The 25930-nt window shown below is 58.5% G+C and carries 19 protein-coding genes and 1 pseudogene; 3 read left to right on the top strand and 17 right to left on the bottom strand.

The annotated features are described in order from the left end of the window. Positions 1-28: 28 nt before the first annotated feature. The 6 genes from pglX to DXB98_RS02555 are packed head-to-tail and all read right to left on the bottom strand — an operon-like array spanning position 29 to position 9165. Entirely contained in the window at positions 29-1585 is a 1557-nt protein-coding gene (gene pglX / locus DXB98_RS02530) for a BREX-1 system adenine-specific DNA-methyltransferase PglX (RefSeq protein WP_117743049.1), read from the bottom strand. 10 nt (positions 1586-1595) lie between these two features. Then, on the bottom strand, positions 1596-4175 hold the full coding sequence (gene pglZ / locus DXB98_RS02535; RefSeq protein ID WP_117743050.1) for a BREX-1 system phosphatase PglZ type A: 2580 nt from the start codon (positions 4173-4175) through the stop codon (positions 1596-1598). A gap of 5 nt (positions 4176-4180) precedes the next feature. Next, a complete protein-coding gene (brxC, locus tag DXB98_RS02540) occupies positions 4181-7750 on the bottom strand; it encodes a BREX system P-loop protein BrxC (RefSeq protein WP_117743051.1) in 3570 nt (1189 codons plus the stop codon). Positions 7751-7761: 11 nt separating this feature from the next. Beyond that, positions 7762-8367, bottom strand: coding sequence for a DUF1788 domain-containing protein (locus tag DXB98_RS02545; protein ID WP_117743052.1), 606 nt, complete (start codon positions 8365-8367; stop codon positions 7762-7764). Continuing rightward, the gene (locus tag DXB98_RS02550) at positions 8364-8972 is read right to left on the bottom strand and encodes a DUF1819 family protein (RefSeq protein ID WP_117743053.1); all 609 of its coding nucleotides are present in this window, start codon (positions 8970-8972) and stop codon (positions 8364-8366) included. Before DXB98_RS02550 ends, DXB98_RS02545 begins: the two co-directional genes overlap by 4 nt. Beyond that, complete coding sequence (locus DXB98_RS02555; RefSeq protein WP_117743054.1) at positions 8962-9165, bottom strand: YlcI/YnfO family protein; 204 nt, start codon at positions 9163-9165, stop codon at positions 8962-8964. The genes DXB98_RS02550 and DXB98_RS02555 overlap by 11 nt, the downstream gene beginning before the upstream one ends. 309 nt (positions 9166-9474) lie before the next feature. Between DXB98_RS02555 and DXB98_RS02560 the strand changes: the two genes are divergently transcribed. Next, a complete protein-coding gene (locus DXB98_RS02560) occupies positions 9475-11331 on the top strand; it encodes a hypothetical protein (RefSeq protein WP_117743055.1) in 1857 nt (618 codons plus the stop codon). Positions 11332-11897: 566 nt separating this feature from the next. Here the strand turns inward: DXB98_RS02560 and DXB98_RS02565 are convergent. The 5 genes from DXB98_RS02565 to DXB98_RS02585 form a co-directional block, all read right to left on the bottom strand. Beyond that, complete coding sequence (locus tag DXB98_RS02565; protein ID WP_117743056.1) at positions 11898-12662, bottom strand: Abi family protein; 765 nt, start codon at positions 12660-12662, stop codon at positions 11898-11900. A gap of 143 nt (positions 12663-12805) precedes the next feature. Continuing rightward, a complete protein-coding gene (locus DXB98_RS02570) occupies positions 12806-13417 on the bottom strand; it encodes an ATP-binding protein (RefSeq protein WP_233505067.1) in 612 nt (203 codons plus the stop codon). Between the two features lie 102 nt (positions 13418-13519). Next, positions 13520-13696, bottom strand: a complete 177-nt coding sequence (locus tag DXB98_RS02575) for a hypothetical protein (protein ID WP_158553130.1) — start codon at positions 13694-13696, stop codon at positions 13520-13522. Positions 13697-13778: 82 nt separating this feature from the next. After that, positions 13779-15158 carry an ATP-binding protein gene (locus tag DXB98_RS02580; protein WP_117743058.1) on the bottom strand — a complete coding sequence of 460 codons (1380 nt, stop codon included), beginning with the start codon at positions 15156-15158 and terminating at the stop codon, positions 13779-13781. 314 nt (positions 15159-15472) lie between these two features. Continuing rightward, entirely contained in the window at positions 15473-16093 is a 621-nt protein-coding gene (locus DXB98_RS02585) for a TetR/AcrR family transcriptional regulator (RefSeq protein WP_117743059.1), read from the bottom strand. A gap of 156 nt (positions 16094-16249) precedes the next feature. Here DXB98_RS02585 and DXB98_RS02590 point away from each other — a divergent pair, with 156 nt between their 5' ends. Beyond that, the gene (locus DXB98_RS02590) at positions 16250-16987 is read left to right on the top strand and encodes an SDR family NAD(P)-dependent oxidoreductase (RefSeq protein ID WP_117734339.1); all 738 of its coding nucleotides are present in this window, start codon (positions 16250-16252) and stop codon (positions 16985-16987) included. 209 nt (positions 16988-17196) lie between these two features. Here the strand turns inward: DXB98_RS02590 and DXB98_RS10570 are convergent, their stop codons facing one another. The 6 genes and pseudogenes from DXB98_RS10570 to DXB98_RS02620 all read right to left on the bottom strand — a co-directional run bounded on the left by DXB98_RS10570 (position 17197) and on the right by DXB98_RS02620 (position 24561). Next, positions 17197-18270, bottom strand: coding sequence for a xanthine dehydrogenase family protein molybdopterin-binding subunit (locus DXB98_RS10570; RefSeq protein ID WP_369831382.1), 1074 nt, complete (start codon positions 18268-18270; stop codon positions 17197-17199). 30 nt (positions 18271-18300) lie between these two features. Then, a pseudogene (locus tag DXB98_RS10575) lies at positions 18301-18879 on the bottom strand (molybdopterin cofactor-binding domain-containing protein); the annotation flags it as partial. A gap of 12 nt (positions 18880-18891) precedes the next feature. Next, entirely contained in the window at positions 18892-19371 is a 480-nt protein-coding gene (locus DXB98_RS02605; protein WP_117743060.1) for a 4Fe-4S binding protein, read from the bottom strand. Positions 19372-19382: 11 nt separating this feature from the next. Further along, the gene (ygfK, locus tag DXB98_RS02610) at positions 19383-22382 is read right to left on the bottom strand and encodes a putative selenate reductase subunit YgfK (RefSeq protein WP_117743061.1); all 3000 of its coding nucleotides are present in this window, start codon (positions 22380-22382) and stop codon (positions 19383-19385) included. Positions 22383-22530: 148 nt separating this feature from the next. Continuing rightward, complete coding sequence (locus DXB98_RS02615) at positions 22531-23460, bottom strand: amidohydrolase family protein (RefSeq protein WP_117743062.1); 930 nt, start codon at positions 23458-23460, stop codon at positions 22531-22533. A 195-nt stretch (positions 23461-23655) separates the two neighbouring features. Further along, complete coding sequence (locus DXB98_RS02620; protein ID WP_233505068.1) at positions 23656-24561, bottom strand: uracil-xanthine permease family protein; 906 nt, start codon at positions 24559-24561, stop codon at positions 23656-23658. Between the two features lie 580 nt (positions 24562-25141). On the opposite strand from DXB98_RS02620, the gene DXB98_RS02625 reads away from it, so the two are divergent. Further along, entirely contained in the window at positions 25142-25798 is a 657-nt protein-coding gene (locus DXB98_RS02625) for a transcriptional regulator (protein ID WP_233505069.1), read from the top strand. Positions 25799-25930 lie beyond the last annotated feature (132 nt).

Here is a 25930-nt window from a genome sequence, read left to right on the forward strand (position 1 = left end):
TGTCGGGGCCGGATCCATCACCCGTTTCCTAGACTGTTAAATAACTACTTAAAAACATCCAAGAATGCATCGTCACCATACTCGAATAGCCCTTAGCCTTAGCTATGCTAAACCCTCGTTTAATGAAACAAGTACAGAGATCGCTCTTCTCTTCCGGATATTCCCTTTTAATCCAAGCACTCATGCAGTCGTTGAAGTGACTATTGCCCAAATACGGTGGATTAGCGACCACGCAGTCAACCCTGCGTGACAGCGCCTCGAGCACGTTCTTCATCGTTCGGAGCTTCTTGAGCACGCCGGCGCCCAGCAGGTCGTCCCCGCTGAAGCTCGCGATGGCGTTGTCCACCGCCGCCATGTCGCCGGGAGCGGGCACGTAGAGGCTGCCGACCTCGGTCATGTGCTCGAATGCGTCGAGAAGATCAGCCGCGCCCGCAATCGGGCCCGCGCCCGCGAGCGCGCCAGGCTCAAACGCGACGGACTCGAGCACCGTAACGTTCGCATCGATATGCTTCTCGAAGAAATCGGGGTCCTTCTCGCGCGCCTTCATCTCGAGCGCGAACTTGGCGATCTCGGCGGCGCGGCCGTCGATCTCCATGCCGAAGAGGTTGCTCTGCAGGATGAGCGCCGGGATGTCCTCCGGGAAGTAGCCCTCCTCCTGGTAGATCTCGAAGAGCAGGTCGAAGGCGTACACGAGGATATGGCCCGATCCGCATGCCGGGTCGCACAGCGTCAGCTCCTCGGGCGAGTAGACCTTGATGAAGTCCTCGGTCTCGCCCTCGGGGGCTATGTAGTAGTCCATCTTGTTCGCGAGCGCCGAGCCCGGATTGTTGAGCATCCAGAGGCGCCCGAGGGAGTTCTCCACGAGGTATTTGACGATCCAGTCGGGCGTGAACAGCTGCGTGGCGGGCGCGATGTCGTCCGCGGTCGCCTTGCGGTCGCTGTCGTTGTACTCCGCCTTGCGTTCCGCCACGTAGAACTGGTAGAGCCAGCCCAGCACCTCGACGGTCTCGCACTCATCGTCATCCATGTCCTCGACGATGCGGCGCAGGATCGAGCCCTCGGCGAGGAGGCCCTGCGGCATGACGAGGCTCGACGCCGCCGCCTCTCCGAACAGGTAGGGCATCGCTGCGGCGTAGTGGTCGCACACCGCGACCAGCAGCTCGCCGTAGGCCGCCTCGGTGCGGTTCGCGCCGGAGCCGCTGCCACCGGCGAGGACGCTCTGCACGCGGTCGCGCACCAGGCGCGAGAAGCCGAAGTCGGGGTCGAAGACGCCCTGGGCGGCGTCAGCGAGGATCGCGGGCTGGGTCGCGCCCGGGCGCGGCGTCACCACGGGGACGGGCGTGTAGCCCTTCGCGTCCATGAAGCGCAGCGCACACAGGCGGTTGAACCAAGTGTACGCCGTCGACTCGACGACGGCGTCCATGCCCTTGTCGTCGATGGCGGCCTCGAGCCTCCTGACCTTCTCGGGCAGGTCGAGCCGCTCGGGGCTGCCGGGCTCCAGGACGGCGTCGATCCTCGCGGCGACCTCGGCGCGCAATGCGTCGCGGGCGCCGAAGGCCAGATTCTTTATCTTGTTGGAGTCCATGTCTGCCGTCCTAGAAGTCGAAGTCGTTGCCGAACGCGCGGTTCACGGAGAGCCGCTGCTCCCACTCGGCGTCGAACTGGTTGGTGTTTCCCACGCGCGCGCTTATCCTGAGCACCGCGGCGACGCAGTCATCCACGTCGTCGGTCACGTGGAGCGTGACGCGGGTCTTACGCTCCTCAGAACTCTGTGAAACGCTCGCGAGCTCGAGCGTTTGCACCTCTGCGCAAAGGAGGCGGCTCACGTCATCGGGGTCGTAGAGACCGACGCGCACGGTCAGCGGATTCACCTTCTCGGAGCACGGCTCCGTTTGGTATACGTCGAGGGTCACCGTTGAGCCGGTAATGGCGGGCCTTCCGCAAAGGAAACCCTGAACCCCCGTGCACTCCGCCGTCTGACGAGCGTCGACTCGTTTTATGGTTACCACCGGAACGACATTCTCTTGCGGAGAAACACCGCCGTGGACATAGCGTGCGCCACTGCCGCGCAAACGCAAGCGTGTAATACCCCGAGGGAAGGCGAACCGTCCCTCGCCACCAAGCGAAAGTTGCGCTGAAGAGTATTCAATTAGAACGTCGCTCTTTGGCAGCGTCAAGCCCATGGCATATCTTCTGCCGTGGCTAAGATTGTGACCGGAAGCATGGGCAAGATCGGTAAGACCGTCCGCCGCGGCAAAGTTATACTCTTCGACTTGGCCATCTTGATAGAGAAAACCGTGATCGGCGGTCACGAGGACCTTGCCGCATCCCGCGCGCAGAAGCTCACCAGCAATCTTCATCACCTGGGTGATTGCATCTTCGCATGCTGCGAAGACCTCGCCCTCGGTGTCGCGAGAGTCACCGCGCTTGTCAATCGCGTTATGGTAGACCATCACGAGCGGAGCGCCCTCGACATTGGGCAAACCCTCTTCAAGGACTTTTGACGCCTGGATGAGCATGGCACCGGGAATCGCTGCCTCTACGACCTTTTGACGATTGGCGAGCCCATCGGTAGCATCGCCACCCTTCAACACGTTTGCCGTAGCCAAGTCGACCTCCATAGTCCCTTCAGGAAGTAGTGCCGCCATACCCAGCTGGGTATAACTCGGCAGCATGCAGGCCATTCCCTCGCAGCTCGCACTCACGAGGGTACGTCCCGAAGACAAGGCTCCGCCGGCGATACAAGTCGAAAGGTCGGCACCAACCTCGTAGCGCATCGCATCGGAAACGATAACGCCCAGACGCTTGCCCTTCTCGGCCATCGGGAGTTCTTTCTCGACTTTCTCGTAGAAGAATCCCGACTGCGAGGGAATAGTCGAGGGCGGATAGACCCCCGAATCCATAAGATGCAGTTGCCAGCGATCGGTCAAGTCAACGAGAAACTTGCCATAGGCGTCATCGACCTTGGACACAAGCTCGTTGGCCCTCCTCCTAAACTGGGCGGTCGTATTGCGCATGGCATTCACAAAGCAACGGTATCCCTCGTCGATGCGGTACCAATTGGCGCAGTACACGTCGAAGATATCCTTCTCGGTTGTCGCCGCGGTGCATTCCGTCTTATATGCCTCGATTCCCTCGAGCGTCGTGACTGCAGCAGCCAGAGCCTCATACTGGTGGACATAGTCCTCAAACCAGTGAGTATGCAGGCGTACGTTTAGCTCGTTTTGGGCATCAGCCGCGTGCAGTGTGCCGTCGAGAGCACGTCCAAGCATATCCGTAATAATCCAGTCATCGAAGACTGCCAGAGCATCGTTGGTGCCGACAGACTCCATAGAACGCTTGTCAGTGCCCACCGATGAAACGACGGCGTCGGAGTATTCGCGTGCCAGTGAGTCATATGAATCGCTGGTGCGTCTGCTAGCGGCAAGGTCAGCGAGTATTCGCGCGGCATCCGCCTTGAGCGGCGCACTGTCACAAATGAGATCGGCACAGCGCGCCTTGAGCATCTTGAGAGCAAGGTCTTCGAGGGTCGGGTCTTCACCCGTGGGCGCGGCATATCCCACTACTTCAAAGATCTCGGACCAAAGCGTTATGACAAGCCCGCACTCGCAAATGACTCGCAACGTCCTATCCTGCCCGCGCCCAAGCTCGGCGAGGAGCTTCTTCACCACATCACGCACGGCATCGCGAGGAATCTCCGCCCTCGAACCTACGCACGCGGCGAGCATCGCCAAACGAAGAGAACGGTCGTCACTCTTACTTAGCACGCTTGCTGCGAGGGCCTTGCGACGCTCCTTTGAGTTGAAGAAGCGCCCATGTTCGGCGAGTGCGTCGGCAAGGGCCATAGGAACGCCGCATTCGCTCGCCCAGATACCTTCCATCTTGCAAGTGAAGGGCGTGGCAGCGAGCTTTATGTCGTATAGAAAGTCATCCTGAAAACGCGGCTTTGCACCCGAACGATAAACAACAAGATTATGGGCAGGTCGCTCGCGAAGGATCGTCCGCTTGCATGCAAGTTCCGCACCGGTCGCGTCGAGGATAGCGCCGCCGTCCAAATCTAAAGAGGCGACAGTCTCGGCGTACTCGCCGGACTCGTCCTCCCAGAACAGCGTCGCATGACCAAGGCTGAACTGGCCCTTGATCCTGTCCTCGATTTCATGAACGTCGATGTCCACAGTTCCTACCTCGTAACGATGATTCCGTCGTCGACCTTGGCCTCGAGCTCAGCGCGCAGCGCCTCGAGATAGTCGTCGACATCCTGCCTACTCTTGATGGTCGGTTTACCATAAGCCCCCGCACGTAGCGAGCTCAACGCACAGGTCATGGGCGCTTGAGTCCGGGCGGGCTCGGGCTGCGACCCAGTGGCTTCCCCGTCAGACTCGTCGTTTTCTTGCGTGTGCGCAGAAGCGGCCGCAGGTGGATTGAGCAGGGAAACTATGCTTGCCGCCTTGGCATCCTTAAACGACTCAAGGAAAGTCCGTATGCGCAGCGATGACTGCTCTTCGGCGAGTCTCGCCGCTGCTTGATCGAAAATCTCAGCAAGCGAGAGACGCGCTTCCTCTGGCACCGCATCCATGTCATACGCGCTCTCAAACGAAGCGCGATAATCGTCGAGCTCCTTAGCAACGTCGGACCTTAAGCTCTCCCTAGCACGGTCAATCTCGCTCTTCGCCCGCCTGACATCACTCGCAGCGCGAGGGATATCGCGCGATTTATAACACTGAGGGTCGTTCACGACCGCAAGCGCCCCCTCGAGGTCGGAGGTAATGTCGATGCCAAGGTCACGCATCTCGGCAAGGCCGGTTTCGCCGAACCCCTTGACCTCATTCCACTTAACAGCGAGCGGCGAGCCTTCAATAAACTGCTTCATACTCGACAGGTCTACCTTGTCCTCCGCGAGGGCGTCAGCCTTCTCGGGAAACTGGTCGACGAGCCATTTCCAATCAGCATTCACCGCGCCAAGCGCAGCGTTAAGCTTGTTAAGTTTCCCGGTAAATTCGGTGGCGAATGGATAAGTCGAGGCTCGTCCCTCGGCAGCGCGGAACGCTGGAACTTCCTGCTCGAGATAGGTCACCATCTCGCCTGCGATGGACTTGGCATCGCCGCCAACGGGATTGGTGCCCACGAGCTTTCTAAACGAGCTCTTAATCGATGCAAGACGCTCGGGAGACACGGCCTCGACCTTGGCAACGACAAGTTTATCCATATCGCGACCAACTTTGAGCGCCTGCGCGAGAGCGGTGCCCTCGAGGAGCGATCCCGCCTTACGAATCTCGACACGTCCGGCGGCGTAGAGCGTCGCCACTGCATTGCGAACGGCAACGTCGGGCCATCCGTACTCATCCTTCGTAAAGTGCGCCATCAGGCTCGACGTGCCATCGCCGCCGACGGTTACCGCGTAGCCCGGACCCACGATGCCGATCCAGCTAAGTACCGTCTGGGCATACTCGGGAAGAGGGAGGTCGATCATCGATTGGGCCGGCAGACAGCTGTTGTAAACGTCTCTGTCGGTGTAGTTCTGCACAATTTGTTGCAAGCCCGTGTAGCTGCGCCGCACAAGTTCGCCCACGGCACACTCGATGGCGACCTTGCCCGAACCACTCACAGAGTCGGTAATGTTGACTCCAGAAACATAAAAACGCGCCTCTCCGATCAGCTCATCTAAATCGGCGCGGAGTTTACGCGACTGCGCGTTGAGTACTGCCCTCTTGTCGGCGATTATCGCGTTGCGAATCTCGTTCGAACCACTCGCCTGGTTTACGTACTTATTTGTCTTTACGAACAAGGCGACATCGTTGAGAAACGCATTGGGATTGTGCAACACAACCGCGAGCGTCTTGGGGCCAGAGGTTGGAACATCCACGATACCGGATGGAGCATCGGTCACAATGTCAACAGTCAGGTCGTTGCCCGAACGTCCGATGGCGTCGCCGTTCACCTTAAGATTGTATGGGAAGGCATGCGAGAAGGAACCATTCTCGTAGCTTGCGCGCGAGGCGCCAACGATATCCTTAAACGCATCGCCAATCATGTCGCGTACATCCGAGGTCTGAATCTCCGTCGTACGGATTACCGTCTCGATCTCTTTCTCATCGTCGGTAAGGTACTCATAGATGTTCGAGTTGGGATTACGACGTATGTAGAGCTGTCGTTCAAGCTCGGCAAGCGCATCCTTAATCTCCTGCTCGAGCGTTGCCGTGTTCTGCTTGAAAGAGCCATACAGGAGCACGCGCAGGTTTCCCGGCGTTGCCTTAAAGTCCTTGCAGTATTTGACGAGCAGCAGTGCCTTGAGGACGCGGATTGCCATGGGCATGTCAGCAAGGTTTGTCTCGGCGATGCTGATGGCACCATAGACCTCGCTCATTAACGAGTTGCGCAACCCTTCGAACATTGAGTCGAACGTTGCCAGATCCTGGCCCTCCGTCGAGCCGTCACCGTGGTTGAGTTCGACGCCGACCTCCTGAAACACGCCGAGCATGGAGCGGGCTCCCGTAGAATGGTGCTTGCCCGTGAAGGCATTGTAGTCGGAAAGGCCACGCATTGCAGTGATGAACAGGTCAAACTGATAGGGCACAAAGGGGTACGTGCCTACAAAATCGTCCTCATCCTTGTAGCCCACATAGCGCTTCGAACCATCGGCGAAGTCAAAGAGCACCGGGAAGTCGTCCTTGTACCTGTCGTACATTGCGCCCAGGGCGGGGAGGGCATCGCGGCTCTTGGCCAGAAGACGCTGTTTGATGACCTCCTTGGCGTCCTTGGACGTGAGCTGCATCTTGACCTTGAACCGCGCCTGGATCTTAGAGAAGTCGTTGGCGGACCTGTCGGTCATCTGTCCGATGGTGTCCTCCATGTTCTCCTGGCTGGTGACAACCACCCATGAAGCGCCGTCGCACACGGTGGCGAGTTCCTCTGCAACGGATTGCAGATTGGTCATCAAGTTTGAATCCTTGGCGATGTACTGGCCGGCCTCGTCGACGAAGAAGTTCAAGCGGAACCCGGGTCCATGCGCGTCGATGTATTCTTTTACGCGCAGCGCAAAGGCGTGGATGTCAGGCTTGTAGGTCTGCTGGTAGTAGCTTACGACGTTGCCGTTGGTTCCGGGCTCATTTCCGCACACCTCGTCGAAAGCCGCGGTGATCTTGGTACCGTAAAGGAGCGCCGCCTTGCGGACGTCTTCCCACGGTTTTCCGGTTGCCGCCTCGATTCTCGCCTTGAATGCGTCCAGCAATCCCTCTCGATCGAGGTCATATTCCATTTTGGCGATATGCTGTTGGTCGCCGTCAAAATAGCCGCAATGGTGGTTGAACACCTTGATGAAGGCGGCAAGGAGACCTCCCGCCTCGGTGCGACCCTGGTTGGGCGCGATGATGTCGATGTTGAAGAGGATCGACTCGCTCGGATGGCGGGTGCGGGCCACTTCCATGGCGCCCTGCAGGGCAGGGTCGTCCTCGAGCTTAGGCAGGATGTAGTCAACGGCATGTTTGCCGGCGACCTCTTGGTCCTCCAAAAGCACCGCGAGAATCTTGAGCATGTGAGATTTGCCACTGCCGAAGAAGCCCGCAATCCATGCGCCATTACCAGTGGCATCGGGATCGTTGTACTCATCAAAGAAACGGTTAAGGTGACCGGCAAGTTCGGGAGTAATCACGTACTCGTCGAGTTCATTAGCAAGATGCTCAACGCTAGAGGCCTTCACAACGGCATCGATCGGCCTGTCGATCGGCTTTTCGTACATATACTCGTATTTCATAGAGTTGCCCCCTAAAGGTCAAACACGTTCGTCGCGCGGTAGTAGCCGCCATTTGCTTCGGACGGGATGTTCAATATGTCCAGCGAGGTCGAGCCGTCGGCGTTCTGGCGATATTCGCCAGGGAACACCAACACGACGGGTTTATCCGTCTCGATTTCGCCGAGCAACGTATGTGTGCGGACAAAGGGAAACGTCTCTCCAACGCCCGTGATGAACGCAATGTCGCACCCGGAATCGTCGATAGCTGCCTCGACGGCAGGCTTGATGACGCCGCTAACGCTAATGGTGTCCTGGAGCATCATGATGAGTTCGTCGCGCGTGGCGGTTTGCTCGGCCTCACAAAGAAGCTCCCACATATCCTCGGAATCCAGATAGTCGAGAACGACGTCGTAAAGGTTCACCTGTACAGCGCGGACGCCCCTATTTGGCAGGTCATCGGAGCAGATAGCAGCCACGAGATCTCGAGCATACGATCTTTGTGCAGGCGGATACGGCAAAACATACGTCGACTGTCGCATCGTATAGCCCTTGCGACCGAGTAGCGCATCGTCGGAGAGACGCTCAACAATGAAAGCGCGCGCTTCGGGCGATCCGATGTGTTCGAACTTTTTGGTCACAGCAAAACACCTGCTTTCGGAAACAGCTCGATATCCTGCGGAGCGCGCTCGCGAATGAGGTCCGCAAAACGGAGTGAGGGATAGAGCGGGGTGATGTTGCCCGCGTTGTCGAGGAGGCGGCACTCGCGGAGCATCCCGAATGCTCTGAACTCGAGTTGTTTGAGCGACTTTTCGGTGAGGCGTGAAAGTTCGGGATGATCGACAGACTGCTCATCTACAAAAGCGGCCCATGCCGTTCGGGGCACATCGGGCACCATATTGGAAAAGCGCGCGGCAACGACGTCAGTCGAGAACGAATACAAGACCTGGTAGGTACGGCAGATGGCGAGCCATGTCATGGCGAGCTGGTCGTCGTCGATGGCATCGGCCAAAAATGCCAGTTCATCTGCGTCAAGCATCTTGAGTCGCTTAATGATCTCGGCACCGACACGCTTGCGAGTGCTTTCTTTGTTGAGGCTGATAATGTCGTCCTCGACTATGCGACGCCTAACCTCTGCCCAATCAGAAGTCTCAACAAAAGCCCTCGCGACCTCAGCAGTCTCGAGCCTGCGGGCACCAATGCTCGTAAAGGAGAGACTGTACTTCTGTCGTTCATTACCTGTCATTCGTAAGCTCCTTGATTAAACATTCGCGAACGTATGCACTTAAGCTTGTGCCCTTCAGAGAAGCGGCTTCCTTAGCGGCGTCACGCAACGTATCGGGGATGCGCACAGTTATTGCGGTCTGTTCGCCACTCACGAGAAACTCGCGAATATCCGTGGCGCTTGCATCTTTGCGCAGCAAGTCGGCATAACCCATGTTGACCATCCCCATGTTTGCGATATGCAATACATTGTTAGTAAAAAATCGATTTCTATTGTCTTGCAACAGGCCTGCGATGTCATCGCCTTTTCTGTAAATGGACCCGTTTTTACCTCGCGCGGTTTGTTGCTCAACAATGCTGCGAATAGCGTGAATACCTTATGGTCACCCCGCGTCGCCGATGCTATTTAGCACGCTTACAGACGCTTTGGCACCTAACGCCCGCTGTTCGATGCGTGAACTTTACTCAAACGCCTACACTTGAGCATTACAGGTCAATATCGCCAACAGGCAAGCGAGGCTAACATGCGGTCCGAAAACGAGCAGATTCATTACCGAGCAAAGTTCAGGCTTTCGCCCTATTCGACCACCACGCCCTCAATCGTCGATGCATATCGTCAGATCTACACCTGGGTGCGCGATAAAGAGCAGCGCAAGCGTCATGAGCAGAGTGCCTTTGAGTTTTTGTCGAGCAATAAAAACATCGCCTCCGATTTTATATTTGGAAACCTCAGCTATCCCGTTGGCTATTCTGGAGGCATGACCACGGGCAGCCGCGTGAGCATTTGCACTCGCGCAGCCTTTGATGACAAGCGAGGCAGGATTCCCGTCGCTTGGGCCTTTGAATATGACGAGCCCGACAGTCACTATCCGTTTCGTCACTGGCACACCTGTATTGGTCTCGAGACCGCCAAGGACGACTCATGTCTGGTCAATATCAAGGTCACCTATGCGACCCTGCCCGATTATGTGGGCTGGCCACTGCCAGAACCGGACCTCAATATTCCCCGCATCGCAAAGGTTCTGTTTTCGCTTCCCAATCATCAGGCATGCGTTGGAGAAACAGTCGTCAACACATCGTGCACGCGTCTGACGTTTGATAACTTTGACATCGAGTTTTCCGACAACCTTCTGAGCAGCCAGCGCGAGCTCCCTCTGATTCTAATAACCAGCGATGATACTGGTCGATATCCCGTCAAAGATCCTGGCAAGCTCGCCAATAACCTTATGGGCCTAGCCAACGTGTTTGCCGCCGACGAATCTGATGGTCGGCTCAAATCAAAGCTGTTCAATCTTTTTCTCTACGATACGCCCGCCTATCGATACAACTGCCCCAAGTCGTCACTTCGTATTTACCAACCGAACATCAATCTGTCTGACGAAGAAGACGCCCGTCGACACCTCTGCATCAGGCGCGATAGGCTGAGCGAGTACGGCAACAAGACATCCACGATACTTAACCGGAGCCTGGGACGCTCGTTCTTGCGCGGCAGGGGCGATATTGTAGACACGAGCGATATTGCCTGGTACAAATCGCGTCAATCAATCGGGGCGCTACGCAGCCGCATGGCAGAAATGAAACGCCACGCAGAGAATGAAGCCGTAGCCGAAGCAAAACGCACCGAAGCGCTTGCCGCCTCGTACAGCCAAGAGGCCATGGACAATCTTAAAGAGTTGTTGTCAAAAGAGACTGCCGACAGACAGCTCTGGGAGGGGCTGGCCAGCGATTACGCCAACAGCAACGCCGCGTATGAGCAGCGTATTGAGCAACTGGAAAACAGCCTGCTCGAGCTGGATGAATCCGAGAACACGATCGCCAACTTAAAGTATCGACTCCAAGAGGCGCTGGAGCGAGCCGACCGCTCAGAAAAGCAGGTAGCCGCACTCAGAGCGGAAGCATGTTTCGTCGAGGGGCTCGAGGCATTTCCGCGCACCCTTGGGGACGAGCTTAAGTTTGCCGCGAATCTCTGGCCCTCGCGCATTTTCGTTTTGCCCGAGGCATACGACTCGGCACGCCGCTATGATTTTGCCGATCTTGACGAGGAATGGCAGATCCTTAAATCCGTAGCGACCGTTATGTGGCAACTCAAGTTTGGGGAGCGCCCAACGGCCGGAGACCTCTATAGCGAGTTTAGAAATCAGACCTCGTTTGACGCCGCGCCGACCGAGACCAAGCTGACCAAAAACGACACCGAGCTCATGCGGCTCCGCCAACGCACTTACAACGGTAAGCAGGTTTGCATCCTGCCGCACATTAAGGGCAACGGTCGCAACCGCCGCGATCCGTTCCGTCTGCACTTTTGTTTTGATGACGAGGCACAGTTAATCGTAATAGGCCACTGCGGCAGCCACCTGCCAACATCAGGAACTGCCAGGCAGTAAGGCGCCGCACCAGCATGGGCGGAGAGTGCCTCCCACCTCCCCTCCGCCTTCAGCTTCAGCAGCAGGTCACCCAGCTCGGGGCACTTACCGGAAAGGCGCGTCTGAGCTCGCTCGCCCATCCCCCAGGGCGCGGAAGCCTCTGCTACAGCTCCACTTTCACCAACTCGAAGCATTTCTCTAAGAATTATTCAACGCCCATTCCAAGCTCAAGCTGCATCAGTAGCCGTCTAATTCGGAACTCACAAGTTCCAAATTAGACAGCTCGCAGCATTGGAGCCGCAGACGCATCGGCGCAGGCCCAAAGGACACCAAGCGAAACAGTAGAACAAGAAAACCAGCCCATTCATACCCACACACTCGATGTGTTAAATTCACGCGAGGATGGCTCCCTATATGTCCATATGAAACTTGAGGATAAATAAAATAGTTGGCCCCACAAACCCACTAGCGGCATCTTTGGCAATTTAGCCTCACGGTAATACGGCTTATGAAAACGGCACGCAAATAGACGCAGGCGTCCTAAGGCGAAAGCTGCCTCTGATCCGCAGCCAAAAACCCAGCAGCCGCTACAACTCAACCTTCACAGGCGCGGGATAATCCGCAAGAAACGCGTCCAAAGGCAGGTCATGATCACCATACAGAAAGTCCGCCGCCTCAGGACAAAGCTGCCCGAACAGGCTCACGGCATCAGCATCTACCTTCCTAGGCGAAAGTTCATCACGCTTAGGGTCGAAGAGCCGCTCGTTATGGGCTACGCGATTTCGCACGCGCAGTATCCCGTAGAGCTTTTCCTGAAGTTCGGCTCGCTTTGTTCCCTTTGGCCACGCAAGATAGAGGCCTGATCTCCAAATCACCGCTTCACGACTGCGGTCTGCCAAGTGCACCCAAAAGCCGAGCGTGAGGCCGGCAACCAGGCTTCCGGTCGTAAAGCCACTCGGCAAGCTACTCGCAGCAGCATCGATAGTCTTTCGATTAATGCGATTCGAGTCGAGCATTCCGCTGGCAGACTTCCTCAGCACGGGCCTACGCGCGGGAGAAGCATCGTCGAGAAGCCAATGTTCCTCGCCATCCCAGCGGGACTCCATAATGTCGTTGTAGGCGTTGCGCAGCGCCACTTCAAAATGAGATATGTCGCGCATAAGGAACTGGCCTAGAGAGGCGTTCCACTCGTAGAGCTCTAGAGCCTTGTCGATGTCTCCATTGCATTCTTCGAGATACGGGAAAAGCCGTTCAGCCGAAAGCCATTTCTCGGCCCATAGGCGCGTTGTCGCATCACGGCGCCCTTGAGCCGCGCACTTCATCGTCTGGTAGTTGTTGCGCTCGTCAGACAAGAAAGCTCCTATAAACACAAATTGAGCCCCGGTGACTTGAATCAGAGGTCATTCCCGGGGCCATCGATTCGAAGTATACCCATTGACGGCAGAATAAACAAATGGATTTTCGGTAAAGGAAGCACGGCACGCCCACAAGACCACTACGCCCCAAGTGCCGCCATGGGGATCACCGCCACGCCGTCGTCGCGTGTGTAGGCAATGCTCCCCTTTCCAACCACGACCGCCAAAAACGCCGGCGCGGCGTTCTGGGCGGCAGGATTGGAGAGCACTTTCCTCTCCAGCGCCTTGAGATTTCTCGCTCCATCGTCTGCTTTCGCATCACTCAGCTTGACTTCGATGGCTCCCCAGCGCCCGTCGTGCTCAACGATCAGATCGACCTCAAGGCCCTTCTCATCTCGGAAATAATGGACACTGTTGTCGACACCGCCGTAGGTGGAAAGGAACACGCGCACGTCGCGCAGAACGAGGTTCTCAAAGAGCATCCCCAGCGTTTGCATATCGCCAAGCAGCCGCTCAGGGGTAGCCCCCAGCAACGCCGCCGCAAGTGACGGGTCGCAGAAGTAGCGCTTGGGGCGCACGCGAACGCGGGCCTTCGAGCGCATGGGCGGCTCCCATCCGCACAGGTCCTCGGTCAGCTTGAGCCTGTTGAAGAGGTCCAAGTACGCAGCGATGGTCCTCTCGTCGGGGCCCGCCTCACCGTACGAGGCGCCCTTTATGAGCGTCTTGTACGTGACAGCCTGGCTCTCGTTCATGGCAAGAGCTCGCAAAAGGCCGTGTGCAAGCTCGGGCGATCATGCGATATGCGAAATTACGCCATTCTCAATGCTGTTTTTACGCTACTTTCAATGTAGTTTTTACGCCATGTCGGATGCAGTTTTTACGCTATTTTTATTGAAGGTTTTACGCTTGGCATCCTTGGCGCGACGCTCGCTCAACCCCTGACCACCGGATTGCCCGAATTCCGGGATGCTGCCTCCGCTCCAAACAAAAGGCCCCAGCTCGCGATGAGCTGCCTCCCATTTCTTGAACATATGAGCTTCCGCTTGAAGGGCGATCCGGAAAGCGAGACCCATTCCGAGCATCACATCAGAGCGCGCTTAGTTATCTCCGCCCTCACATCTCGGCAAACGAAATCAGCTTGGTATCTCCCCTGCTCTTCGCAGCTTCCTGACATCCTTGCGTAAAGCCACGCTTCGAGAAGATCACGTAGCTTTTTTGTTGCCGCCTAAAGAGCTCGCTTCGATGCACGAGCTTTTGCAGCACGTCTTCGCTCACCGGCTCATTGCGCCATTTGCATTCCGCAAACAGCGCAGCGCCATCACCATCATCAACAATCAAGTCGATTTCTTCCTGCGTATGCGTGCGATTATCCGTCCCCCACCAGCGTCCAACGGTCGCAGGGACCACGTCGAGCTGGCCCGCCCGCGCAAGTTCGTACACGTACTGCCTGCATATAAGCTCAAAGACCGTGCCCATGTAATCCGATAAGTACGGCTCAATGCGCTTGTACGCCATCTCGGCCATATCGTTTTGAATCAGCCCGATGTTCTGCGGCACAAACTTGTACCAGAACCTAAACATCTGGTCGCTCAGCAGATACACGGCTCGCTTATTGCTCGTCTCGTTTAGGGGCAGCTCGCGCTCGACAATTCCAAGCGACGCCAGCTTATCCACATAGCTCTTTACATTGCTTGCAGGAATTCCCGTAGAGCTCGCAACCTCCGAGATTCTCGAGCGCCCCTGAGCAATTGCTTGCACGATCGCATCATACTGCTCGGGATTACGGCACTCTTGCAAAAGCAAGTTGCTCGGCTCCTCAAAGAGATAGCCCGTAGGGGTAAGGAATAGACGTCTGATGTTGTCCTTGAGCGATGCGGCGGAATCGACTTTCTCGATATACGCGGGAATGCCGCCCGTCATGCCATAGCAAACCGCAGCGTCTTCGCGATCCATGTCGTGCCACAGGCCGAGGGTCGTCGTAAAATCGAGCGGCATGATCTTAAACTGGGCCGTACGCCTACCGTATAGTGGGCTCTCGTAGCCCAACACCTGTTCCTCCATAAACGAAAGAGACGAGCCGCATAGAATCAGCATGAGCTTGGTCTCTTTGTACAAGTGATCAATCTTGTCTTGCAGCAACGAGCTAATCTCGGGATTTGATTGAGCGAGATAGGGATACTCGTCAATCACGACAATCAAACGTTCCGCGCGGGCCATGGTGGCTAACGCATCGAATGCCTCGTCAAAACTACGAAACGACACACCCGCAGCACCAACCGAGCCCGCAAGTATCGCCTGGCTAAAGCCGTGCAGGTTTGCCTCTGCGTTAGTACGACGAGCTTGAAAGTAAATAGCCTTCTTGCCTTGGATGAACTCTGTGATAAGACGCGTTTTACCCACACGACGACGGCCGTAAATCACAGGCATCTCAAATGAACCCGCGTCATACAGTCGATTGAGCTCGGACATTTCCGCTGTTCTTCCGATAAACATAGGGCCTCCCTTCCTTTACGTTATAGTTAGCTATATTATACCTTCCTATAATATAGCTAACTATAACGTAATATGGCAATCGGCACGCATGCGAAAGAGGCGGCGCCCCGCCACACGTGGAATTTCCCGGAAGCACCGGGGCAAATCCGCCCTACGAGCGCTTGTCGGACTTTCCAAGGCACTCAAGCAGCGTTCGAAGAAAAAGAAGAGGGGTCGACGCCGTTAAGGCATTGACCCCTTGATCTAAGTAACGGCGTCGCCCAGCTTTCCACCACTTGGGCTGCCGTCGACCTTATTTTACCCGCGGCACTAATTTAGGACAGCTCGGCAAACGAGATCAACCCAACGTCTCCCCTACTCTCCGCGCCATCCGAATTCTCAAAACGCAAGGCGTCCCCCGGCGACAAGTGGTCAATCACCCCTGCGATGCACTTGGCCATTTGTGGTGCAGCTGGCTCATATCCGTGAGCATCCCAGTAGCGCAGATAATCCGCGAACTGGCGCGTGGTCGCATAGTAGAACAGGTCATAGTCGAGCTCGGCATCGGAGCAGTTGGGGCGAGCGTTCGCCATAATGCGAAAATCGACGAGCGCGCACACACAGAACTCATCGAAGCCGTGCCCAGGAATCTGCGACGACAGAATGGCATGATACTCCGCTCGATGCTGCATTACGTGTTCGAGGATATGCCGCACCATGTCCTCCATGTTGCACTGCGAATCGCGCAGATCGTTCGCGAGGATTCGAGCATACATCGCGGTATGCTCTTTGACGAGCGCGGCGGCGAGCGCATTTTTGTCCGAGAACTGACGGTAGAAACCCGTGCGTCCGTAGCCGCTACGACGGATGATGTCACTCGCCGTTATCTTGGAATACGACTTTGTTCGCAGTAACTCGACAAGCGCCTCTAAGTATGCTTTCCTCGAGCGATTCATGGATTACCGGCTTCGCAAAATGAATGATGGTTAATTATGTGTTCTCTTATGAACACTTTTGGATATTTTATCCCCTAGTAATGCCGAATGAAATAGACCAAACTTAGTTTATCAGCGGTTTTGATACCGTAATTCGCAACATAACGGAGGGAACAGATGGGTAAACTTGATGGAAAGGTCGCAATCGTCACGGGCGCGACGTCGGGCATTGGCCAGGGTGTCGTCTGGTGCTATTGCGAGGAAGGTGCCAAGGTCGTTTTCTGCGGTCGACGCCGCGAAAAGGGCGAGGCATTCGAAAAGGAGCTCCGCGATGCTGGGCATGACGCGACCTTTGTGCAGGCGGATATGACAAACGAGCAGGATGTCGATATGCTCTTTTCCGCGACCATCGAGGCGTATGGCAAACTCGATATCTTGGTCAACAACGCCGGCATGATGACTAACTTCCAGGTCGAGACCATGGACATCGCCAACGATTTCGACCGCGTGATGGCCCTCAACCTTCACAGCTACGTCTATGCCACGCAGCTTGCCGTCAAAGCCATGACGGACGGCGGCGCAATCGTCAACGTCGCAAGCATCGGCGGCCTTGGCGGTTGCCCCGGTATGAGCAGCTACGGCGCCAGCAAGGCTGCCACGCTCTCGTTCACTCGCTCGATGGGCGCGGAGCTCGCTCCCAAGGGCATTCGCGTCAACGCCATCTGTCCCGGAACGATCTTCTCCGAGATGATGCCGCGCGACGGCGAATTCACCCAATACACGCTGGCAAAGATTCCCATGGGTCGCGGCGGAGAGCCGCGTGAGATTGGCACGGTCGCCGTGTTCTTTGCGAGCGATGATTCCAGCTACGTAACGGGAACGCAGCTCATCGTCGACGGTGGCATGACCGCCTAGACATGGTTGCCGCACACACCGCGGCGCTTGGGCGATTGAGCGATGCGGCGGTTTTTTGGTTCTGCCTCATATAAATCCAATGCCTCCTGCCCGGCCCTTCGAAAGAGGGGTCGGGCTTTTGTTGTGACCGAGGGGCGATGGAAGGCACGGCATATACAGTTGATGTTGAGCGCGGACGATCTGTCAGCAATGGCCGTCCGCGCTCTACCCTAGCCGCGGTGACGGACGCGGCTGTAGGGCGTATCCACCATGGGCAGATCCGGACGCAGCTTGCCATCAAACGCGCGATAGGCGTTCTGCACGGCGGGCGCCGTGGGGATCGTTGCGATCTCGCCGATGCCCTTGCCGCCGTATGCCACGGGCAGCAGCTCGTCCTTCTCCACGTAGATGGCGTGGATATCCGGAATCTCGGGCGCACGGAACAGCCCAAGCGTACCGTACCTTGCCTGGGGTACGCAGTCCTTGAGCGGCCAGGCCTCGGTAAGCGCATAGCCCATACCCATGAGCACGCCACCTTCGATCTGACCATGGATGGAGATGGGGTTGACCACCTTGCCGGAATCGTGCGCGGCATAGACCTCGCTCACGCGGCCGTCATCATCCAGAATGACCACATGTGTGGCAAAGCCGTAGCAGATGTGGCTCTTGGGGTTGGGAACATCCGCACCCAGCTTGTCGGTCGGCTCCAGGTACACGTAGCCAAACTCACATCCCTCGAGCGCCTTGATAGCGGCCGCGGGATTCTGAGGATGCATACCCTGGCCGGCGACGAGCTCCTGCGTGTGCAGCTGATAGGCGCGACCGTCGTCGTACTCGATCTTGACGCCGTCGCCATGCGCATTCACGGGAGCGGCGGGCGCAGACTTGCCGGCCTCGATGTCAAGCATGGCATCGCGCAGCAGGAAGGCGGCACCGCGCACGGCCTCGCCAGTCACGACCGTCTGTCGCGAGCCAGGCGTGGTGCCGGAGTCGGGAGCGTTCTCGGTGGAGCACTCGCCGTTGGCAATGCAGTGAAGCGGCAGGCCACATGCCTCGGCAACGTCCTGCAAAAAGACGGTGTTGCAGCCCTGGCCGATGTCGGACGTGGCGGCGTAGACCACAGCCACGCCGTTCTCGACGCGAATCTTGCAGCGGCCGGCATCGGGCAGGCCCACGCCCACGCCAGCGTTCTTCATGGCGCAGGCAATGCAGGCGTGTCCGGGATGCGCATAGTAGGCATCCTTGACCTCGAGCAGCGTCTCCTTAAGCGCCGTGGAGCAGTCGGCAATCTGGCCGTTGGGCAAAACCTCGCCCGGCTCGATAGCGTTTCGGTAACGAATCTCCCACGGATCCAGGCCGACCTTCTCTGCCAGCAGGTCGATCAGGCACTCGAGCGCAAACTCGGACTGGCAAACGCCAAAGCCGCGGTACGCGCCGGCGGGCGGGTTGTTGGTGTAGTAGCCAAAGCCGCGAATGTCGGTGTTCTGGTACTTGTAGGGGCCGACGGCATGCGTTCAGGCGCGCTCGAGCACCGGGCCGCACAGCGACGCGTAGGCGCCGGTGTCAAAGTTGATCTCGCAGTCCAGGCCGGTAAAGTTGCCCTCGGCGTCGCAGCCAAGTGTAAAGGTGCCGTCCATGGCGTGACGCTTGGGATGGAAAGCGAGCGACTCGGCACGCGTGAGCTTGCACTTCACAGGACGCTGGAGCTTATAGGCAGCAAGCGCGGTGGTCAGCACGCACGCCTTGACGGCCGCACCGTCCACATGGATGGTGCAGGTGCCGCAAGCGCCTTCGGAGCAGCCGTCCTTGGCGGAATGGATATGCAGGTCGTCGCGCAGATAGCGCAGCAACGGTTTGTTTTGGGTCGTCGTGCGCTCGACGCCGTTAACGGTAAAAGTGAATTCCTGTGCCATGGTTATTCCCTTCTACACGCCGGCGGCGATGCCGGTGCGATCGTGGATGGCGCCATGCGGGCAGACGACGGCGCACATGCCGCACGACAGGCAGTCCACACCGTCGATATGGGCGCAGTTGTCCTCGATGCGGATTGCGCCGGCAGGGCACTTTTTGGCGCACATGCCGCAATCGATGCAGCTCGTGTCGCAGATCTTGCGGGCGATGGCGCCCTTATCGGTGTTGTTGCAGCGCACCAGGATGTTCTGGTAGCCGGGGACGAAGGCGATCACGCGCTGCAGGCACGCCATGCCGCACAGGCCGCAGCCCGTGCACTTGGAGCGATCCACGCGGGCGATGCCATCGACCAGTGCAATGGCGCCGTGGGGGCAGGCCGTGACGCAGGCGCCGCAGCCAATGCAGCCTTCGCTGCAGCGGGCGTCGCCGCCTGCGGAGGCGCAACCGCTTCCGCAGGCGGCGTAGGCCACGTTATGTTGAATGGATTTGGCCATAAGAGACTCGCCTATTTCTTAAGGAGGTACGGATAGCTGTCGCGCACGGCCTTGATGGTCAGGCGGACGGCCTCGGGCAGACCGGTGTTGACGGCATCGACCGAGACGGTGCGGACCGTACCGGCGACGCGGACCTTAAAGTGGTCCTCGTCCACGGCCAGGAAGCCCTCGTTCTCGGAGTTCTCCATGTCCTGCTCGCTCCAGAACAGGGTGAGCTTGTCCTTATAGGGACGACCCTCCTGGTAGGGGCAGAACACGGCGCAGTTGCCGCACTCGTTGCACATTCCGTCGACATGTACGACCTGATGCTTGGCCAGGCCCGGCACCTTAATGGCCACGTTGGCGCGGTTGGGGCACACGTCGCAGCAGACCTCGCACACCGAGCCGCAGCCCAGGCAGCGAGTCTTGGTGCAGTTGCACTTGTCGCGGCACAGCAACCCCTTGCGCTCGTAGCAGGTGTCCTCGCGACCGGCCTGCTCGTTGCAGTCGGCGTACCTGTTAAAGTCCACACCGGCGATGGCACGGGCAACCTCGGCGGCATCGACGATAGTCTCGACCACGGTGGCCGGACCGCGGCGGCAGTCGCCGGCAGCCCAGACGCCCTCGACGCCGGTGGAGGTGGCGGCAAGGCGGCCGCGACGGTCGTGCTCGACGCCCGCGGCATCGTACAGGCTGGCATCGATGCCCTCGCCCACGGCGCAGACCACCGTGGTGGCGGGAAGCTCAACAGTTTCGCCCGTGGCGACGGGGCTGCGACGGCCGCTTGCATCCGGCTCGCCAAGCTCCATAACATCGCAGGTCAGCACGGCGCCGTTGAGCGCCTTGGACGCCAGCAACTCGCAGAACTCAACGCCGTCGGCAAGAGCAAGATCGAACTCTTCCTCGTCGGCGGGCATCTGCTTCTTGGTGCGGCGATACACCAGGCGCACGTTCTTCACGCCTGCCAGGCGCTTGGCCACGTGGGCAGCATCCATGGCGGTGTTGCCGGCGCCAATGACCACGACGTCCTCGCCCAGCTCGAGCTTCTCGCCCTTCTTGGCGGCCTCGAGGAACTCCAGCACGTCGAGTTCGGCGCCCTCGCCCAAGCCCGCAGAGCCGGGCATCCAGGCGGCGGTGGCCACGACCACGTCGGTGAAGCCCCGGGCCTTGAGCTCGTCGATGGAATCCATGCGAGCGTTGAGCTGCACCTTGGCGCCAAAGGCCAGGCAGAGCTCGGCGTCGTGGTAGATATCGTCGCTGGCGATACGGAACTCGGGGATCACGTGACGGACCACGCCGCCGAGCGAGTCGCGGGCCTCAAAGATGGTGACGGGCACGCCGGCACGCGTCAGGAAGAACGCCGTCGCCAGACCGGCAGGGCCGCCGCCGATAACGGCAACGTTGCGCTCGCCGTCGTTGGCGATGGCCTGGGCGCGCAGCTTGGGCAGCACGGCGGTCATGGCCTCGCGGGCGGCCTTGAGCTTGCTGGCGCGGATCTGGGCGCCCTCGGGCTCGTAGAACGCACGCTCGCAGGAACGGCCGCAGGAATGCGGGCAGATGGTACCGGTAATGAACGGCAGGGCGTTGCGCTCGATGATGATGTTAAGCGCGTCCTCGTAGCGGCCCTCGTCAACAGCCGCCAGGTAGGCGGGAATATCCTGCTGGATGGGGCAGCTCGTGCGGCACGGCGTGGTAAAGCAGTCGGAAAGCGGGCTCTTGCCGGCGACCTTGCGGTCGGGTAGCGGGCGCAGCGGCTTCTTGTAGAGCGGGTTGGTGAGCGAATCTGTCTGAATCGCGGTCACGGCGTCGAGAGAGACGCCCGCGAACGGCTTGCCGTCCAGATCGGTAAACTCGCCGGCGATCTGGCTAAAGCGCTCGTAGCCACCGGGCTTGAGCACGTCAGTCGCCAGGGTGACGGGCCAAATGCCGGCGTCATACAGGGCACGGATGTTGTAGACCGTGGCACCGCCGGAGTAGCTGATGCGCAGCTTGCCATCGAACTGCTCGGTAATGCGGCAGACGGCCTCGATGGTCAGCGAGAACAGCGAACGGCCCGACATGTACATCTCGGTGGAGGGCAGCTCGTTCCTCGTCACATCGACGGGGAACGTGTTGGTCAGCTTGACGCCAAACTCCAGGCCGCGCTCGGCGCACAGGGCAATCAGGCGCTCGAACATAGGCACGGCATCGGCCCACTGCAGGTCCTCGCGAAAGTGCGTGTCATCGAAGACGATATAGTCAAAGCCCAGCTCGTTGAGGCGCTGACGTGCAAACTCATAGCCCAGCAGCGTGGGGTTGCACTTGATGTAGGAGTTGAGGCCCTTCTCGGTGATCAGATAGGTCGCGATGCGCTCGATCTCCGCCGGCGGGCAACCATGCAGCGTGGACTCGGTAATGGAGTTGGAGACACGCGCCGGGATGGACTCGACAAACGCGGCATCGACATGCTCAAATTTGTCCAGGTTGGCGAGCGCCCATGTGCGGCACTCGTTCCAGACGTCAGAGCCGCTGGCGTCCTTCATGCCCTCGATGTAGGCGTCGACCTTGGGGCTCTTAATACCCTCGAGGTCATAACCCACGGACATGTTGAAGACAAAGCCGTCCGGGCTTCCCAGGCCGTACTCGCGAGCGATCAGGTGGCAGGCAAACCATGCCTTCACGTACTCGGCAAAGGCCTGCGGAACCTCGAGCTCGGTCGACCACTCGCAGTTGTAGCACTCGTCCTGCGCCACAATGCAGGGTTTGTTCACACACTTGGAGAGCTCCTCGCCATCCATCACCTGAACGGTCTTGAGCTCAAAGAAACGAGAACCGGCCACGTAGGATGCCACGATGTTCTGGGCCAGCTGCGTATTGGGACCGGCGGCCGGGCCAAACGGGGTCTCGATGCACTCGTCAAAAATGGGAAGCGCGCCCCCCTGGTTGGTCGTGACCATCTTGCGCACGCCAAAGATGGCGTCCTGGGTCTTGTGCTCCTCGATGATCCAGTTCATCAGCTGCGAAAACGGGATCGGCCTCATGATGTCGCTCATAATGAGCTCCTCTCTGTAACGCCCGGCGAGACCGCGCGGCGGGCGCAAATACGGTGTAGCGCTAGCACAGCGCCGGCGACCCCGCGGAGGCCGCCTATACGCGCGTCGGATGCGGCGAAACATCCGACGCGCGTGAATCTACTTGTAATTAGTAGGCGCGATCGTTGAGCGTGCTCCAGAGCTTCTTGGACTCAGCCATGATCCACGCGTTGATCTTGTCCTCATCAATACCGACAAACTCGCGATCCTTGTACAGGACGCGGCCGTTGATGATGGTGGTGCGGCAGTTTTTGCCCATCATGCCAAAGAGCATGTGGCCGTCGATGTTCTCCTCGCTCAGCGGCGTAAAGGGCTTGTAGTCCATGACGATGACGTCGGCGGCAGCGCCGGCCTCAAGCACACCGAGCTTGCGATCGAAGTACTTGCTGGCCATCTTGGCGTTGTTCTCGAACAGCATGGTCATAGCCTCGCACCAGCCCACGTTGGGCATGGCGGCGATCATGTGGTTGTCGTTATCGCGACGCTCCTTGGCGGCCCACTGGGCAAATTCGGCGTTCTCGGCAATGGCCTGGTCGCATTTTTCCTGGCCGCGGCGATCGGAGACCTCGTAGCACAGGCACGAACGCATGCCCAGCTCCTGAGCTGCATCCTTAATGGTAAAGAGGCTTCCCGGGATCTCGCAGAAGCTCGCATGGTGATCGAAGATCGTGGCGACGCCATCGCGGATGGAATCCTGGATCGTGGCATAGGCGCTGGCCTTGGTGCCGTCGAGCGTCAGGTTGTCGTCGATCTTCCACCACTGCTGCTCAAGATTCTCCAGGAAGTTGGTGGAGTTGCAGCCCTTAATGGCAAGGCCGCGGGCCAGACCCGAGTAGATGTGGGTGTGGCAGTTGATAAGTCCGGGCATGATGAGGTTGCCCTGGGCGTCGACGTACTCGGCATCCGGGTACTTGGCCTTGAGCTCGCACTCGGGGCCCACTTCGACGATCGTATCTCCGTCAATGGCGACCGCACCGTTTGGAATGAACGGGGTCTGAGCGTTGCGGGTAAAGACGGAACCGTTAGCGACCAGAAGCATGGATGCTCCCTTCAACATCGGGGGCGGGGTTTGACACCTCTGACATGGCGGAGTGCGAAGCGCCGGCCTACACCGGAAACGGGCCCTCTCCCGTCAACGCTTCACCAAAGGGACAAACCCTTTGAAGTGCGGCCTATCGCCGCATGGCGTCGGCGGACGAGGCGATACGTCCGCCAACGAATAGCACCGAATTGGTTACTTCTTGCTCTCGGGCAGGACCAGGTCCACGGCAGCGTCCTTGGCAGCATCGATGTGCTGAGCCACGACCGGCGTCTGCGGAAGGATCAGGTTGAGCACGATGGCCATGATGGCGGTGGGGGTCACGGCGTTGGAGCCGATGACGGTGGACACCCAGGTGGGCATGCCCTCGCCGGCAAGGCAACCGCTGGCCATCCAGATACCCAGGCCAAAGACAACGGAGGTGCCGACGATGGTGGTGGTGCGCTGCGTGAGGCCCTCGCGGGTGAACATGCGCACGCCGTTCATGGTGATGGTGCCAAAGACGCCGACGGTCGCGCCGCCGATGACGGGCTGCGGGATAGCGGAAAGGACGGCAGAGAGCTGCGGAAACAGGCCGGCGATGGCAAAGACGGCTGCGATGATCACAAAGACCCACTTGTTGACGACCTTGTTGGAGCAGATGATGCCCACGTTCTGGCCAAGGGCGCTGGTGGGAAGACCGCCCAGCAGGCCGCCGACCATAGAAGTGAGGCCCTGGGACACGATAGCGCCGGAGAGCTCGCGCTCGGTGGGCATACGGTCGATGGAGCCCAGGCAGGCGGCGGAGACGTCACCGATAACCTGGATGGCAACCATGGGGAACACGACGGCGAGGGTAATGCAGACCTCGGGATCAAACTCAAGCGCGTAGGGCATGAGCTTGGGAAGGGCGAAGACCTGAGCGGTGGCGACGCTGGAGAAGTCGATCATGCCAAAGGGGATGGAGACGATCATGCCAACGATCATGCCAAAGAACACGGAGCCCAGCTTGAGCGTGCCCTTGCCAAAGTTGGCGAGCGCAAAGACCACGGCGAAGGTGATAAGAGCGACGCACCAGGCCTGCGGAGTGCCCCACAGCGGCGTGCCCATACCGCCGGCCATATACTTGACGGCCGTGGGATAGAGAGACGCCAATGGAGAAGATGACCGTACCGGTCACGACGGGCGGGAACAGCTACTTGATCTTGCTGTAGGCCAGACCAAAGAGGACCACAACGGCGCCGCCGACGATCTCGCCGCCCAGCAGCGCACCAAAGCTAAAGCCTTAACGGGAGGCATGCCTTCACGAGTGAACAGGACTTCAGTGCCGTTCGTAACCGTCTCCTGGGTCATTTGACCACCAATCCTCGAAATAGTTGTTTTCGCATCTAACGCTCTATTGTGACGCAGTGCGGGGTTGAGGTTGTGCCTTCGTTGCATATCGCATTAAAGTGGATTCTCATTCTCAATAATAATTTTTTGTTATCAGACTATTCTTCAGCTGAGAAAACGCATTTCCGCAGGTCAAAAAGTGTCTGGTCAAAATAACATCTAACTTTTCTTTTGGTCGACTGCTTACCGCCAAAATCCTACCGTTCGTCTGTATTACGCAATGTACCTGCGGATATGCGAGATGATGGGCAGCGTGTTACCATGAGAAAAACTGTTATGAACACTTCGATAGAACCCAAAGGAGTTGCCCGTGAACGAGACCGTACGTCGCTATTTGCCGATGGTCGATTTCTTGGAGCAGGTACTCGGTAAGAACAGCGAAATCGTGCTGCACGATTTCTCGGATCCCGACCACGCCATCGTCGATATCCGCAACGGCATCGTGAGCGGCCGCAAGGTCGGCGGTCCCGCCACCGATCTGGCACTCAAGATCATGCACGACGCCAAGTATCGCGACCTGCCATTTATCACGGGCTACGAGGGGCGCGGTGCTGGCGGCAAGACGTTGGAGTCAGCGACGTACTTTATCCGCGAGAATGACGAGATCGTCGGTATGCTCTGCGTCAACACCGACCTCTCGACCGTGCGTTCCATCAACGCCATGGCACAGCAGCTCATGGCGTGCTTCGACGCGGCGCCGACGCGCACGGAGCCCGCGTCTATCGAGGTCGAAAGCCTTTCGGAGTCCACACAGGAGCTCATCGACCGCAGTATTTCCGAGTTGCTCGAAAGCCGCGGAATGGAAGTTTCTTCGCTCGGCCAAGCCGACCGCGTCGATGTTATCCGCCATCTCAACGGCAACGGCGTGTTTATGCTCAAGGGCGCCGTGGCCTGCGCCGCCTCCGCGCTGGGCATCTCTGAGCCCAGCGTATACCGCTACCTGCAAAAGGTCCGCAAGAAGGGCTAACGAGCAGAATGGAGCGCGGGTAGTCTTTTTGGGACGGGGCTATTTTAGCTACCCTCCCTCTGCCCGTGATCTCGATGAGCCGCAAGTAAAATCAATCTTGCATGTAGGGGTAGCTAAAATAGCCCCGTCCCA

The organism is Collinsella sp. OM07-12 (genome assembly GCF_003438275.1).
GTDB lineage: Bacteria > Actinomycetota > Coriobacteriia > Coriobacteriales > Coriobacteriaceae > Collinsella.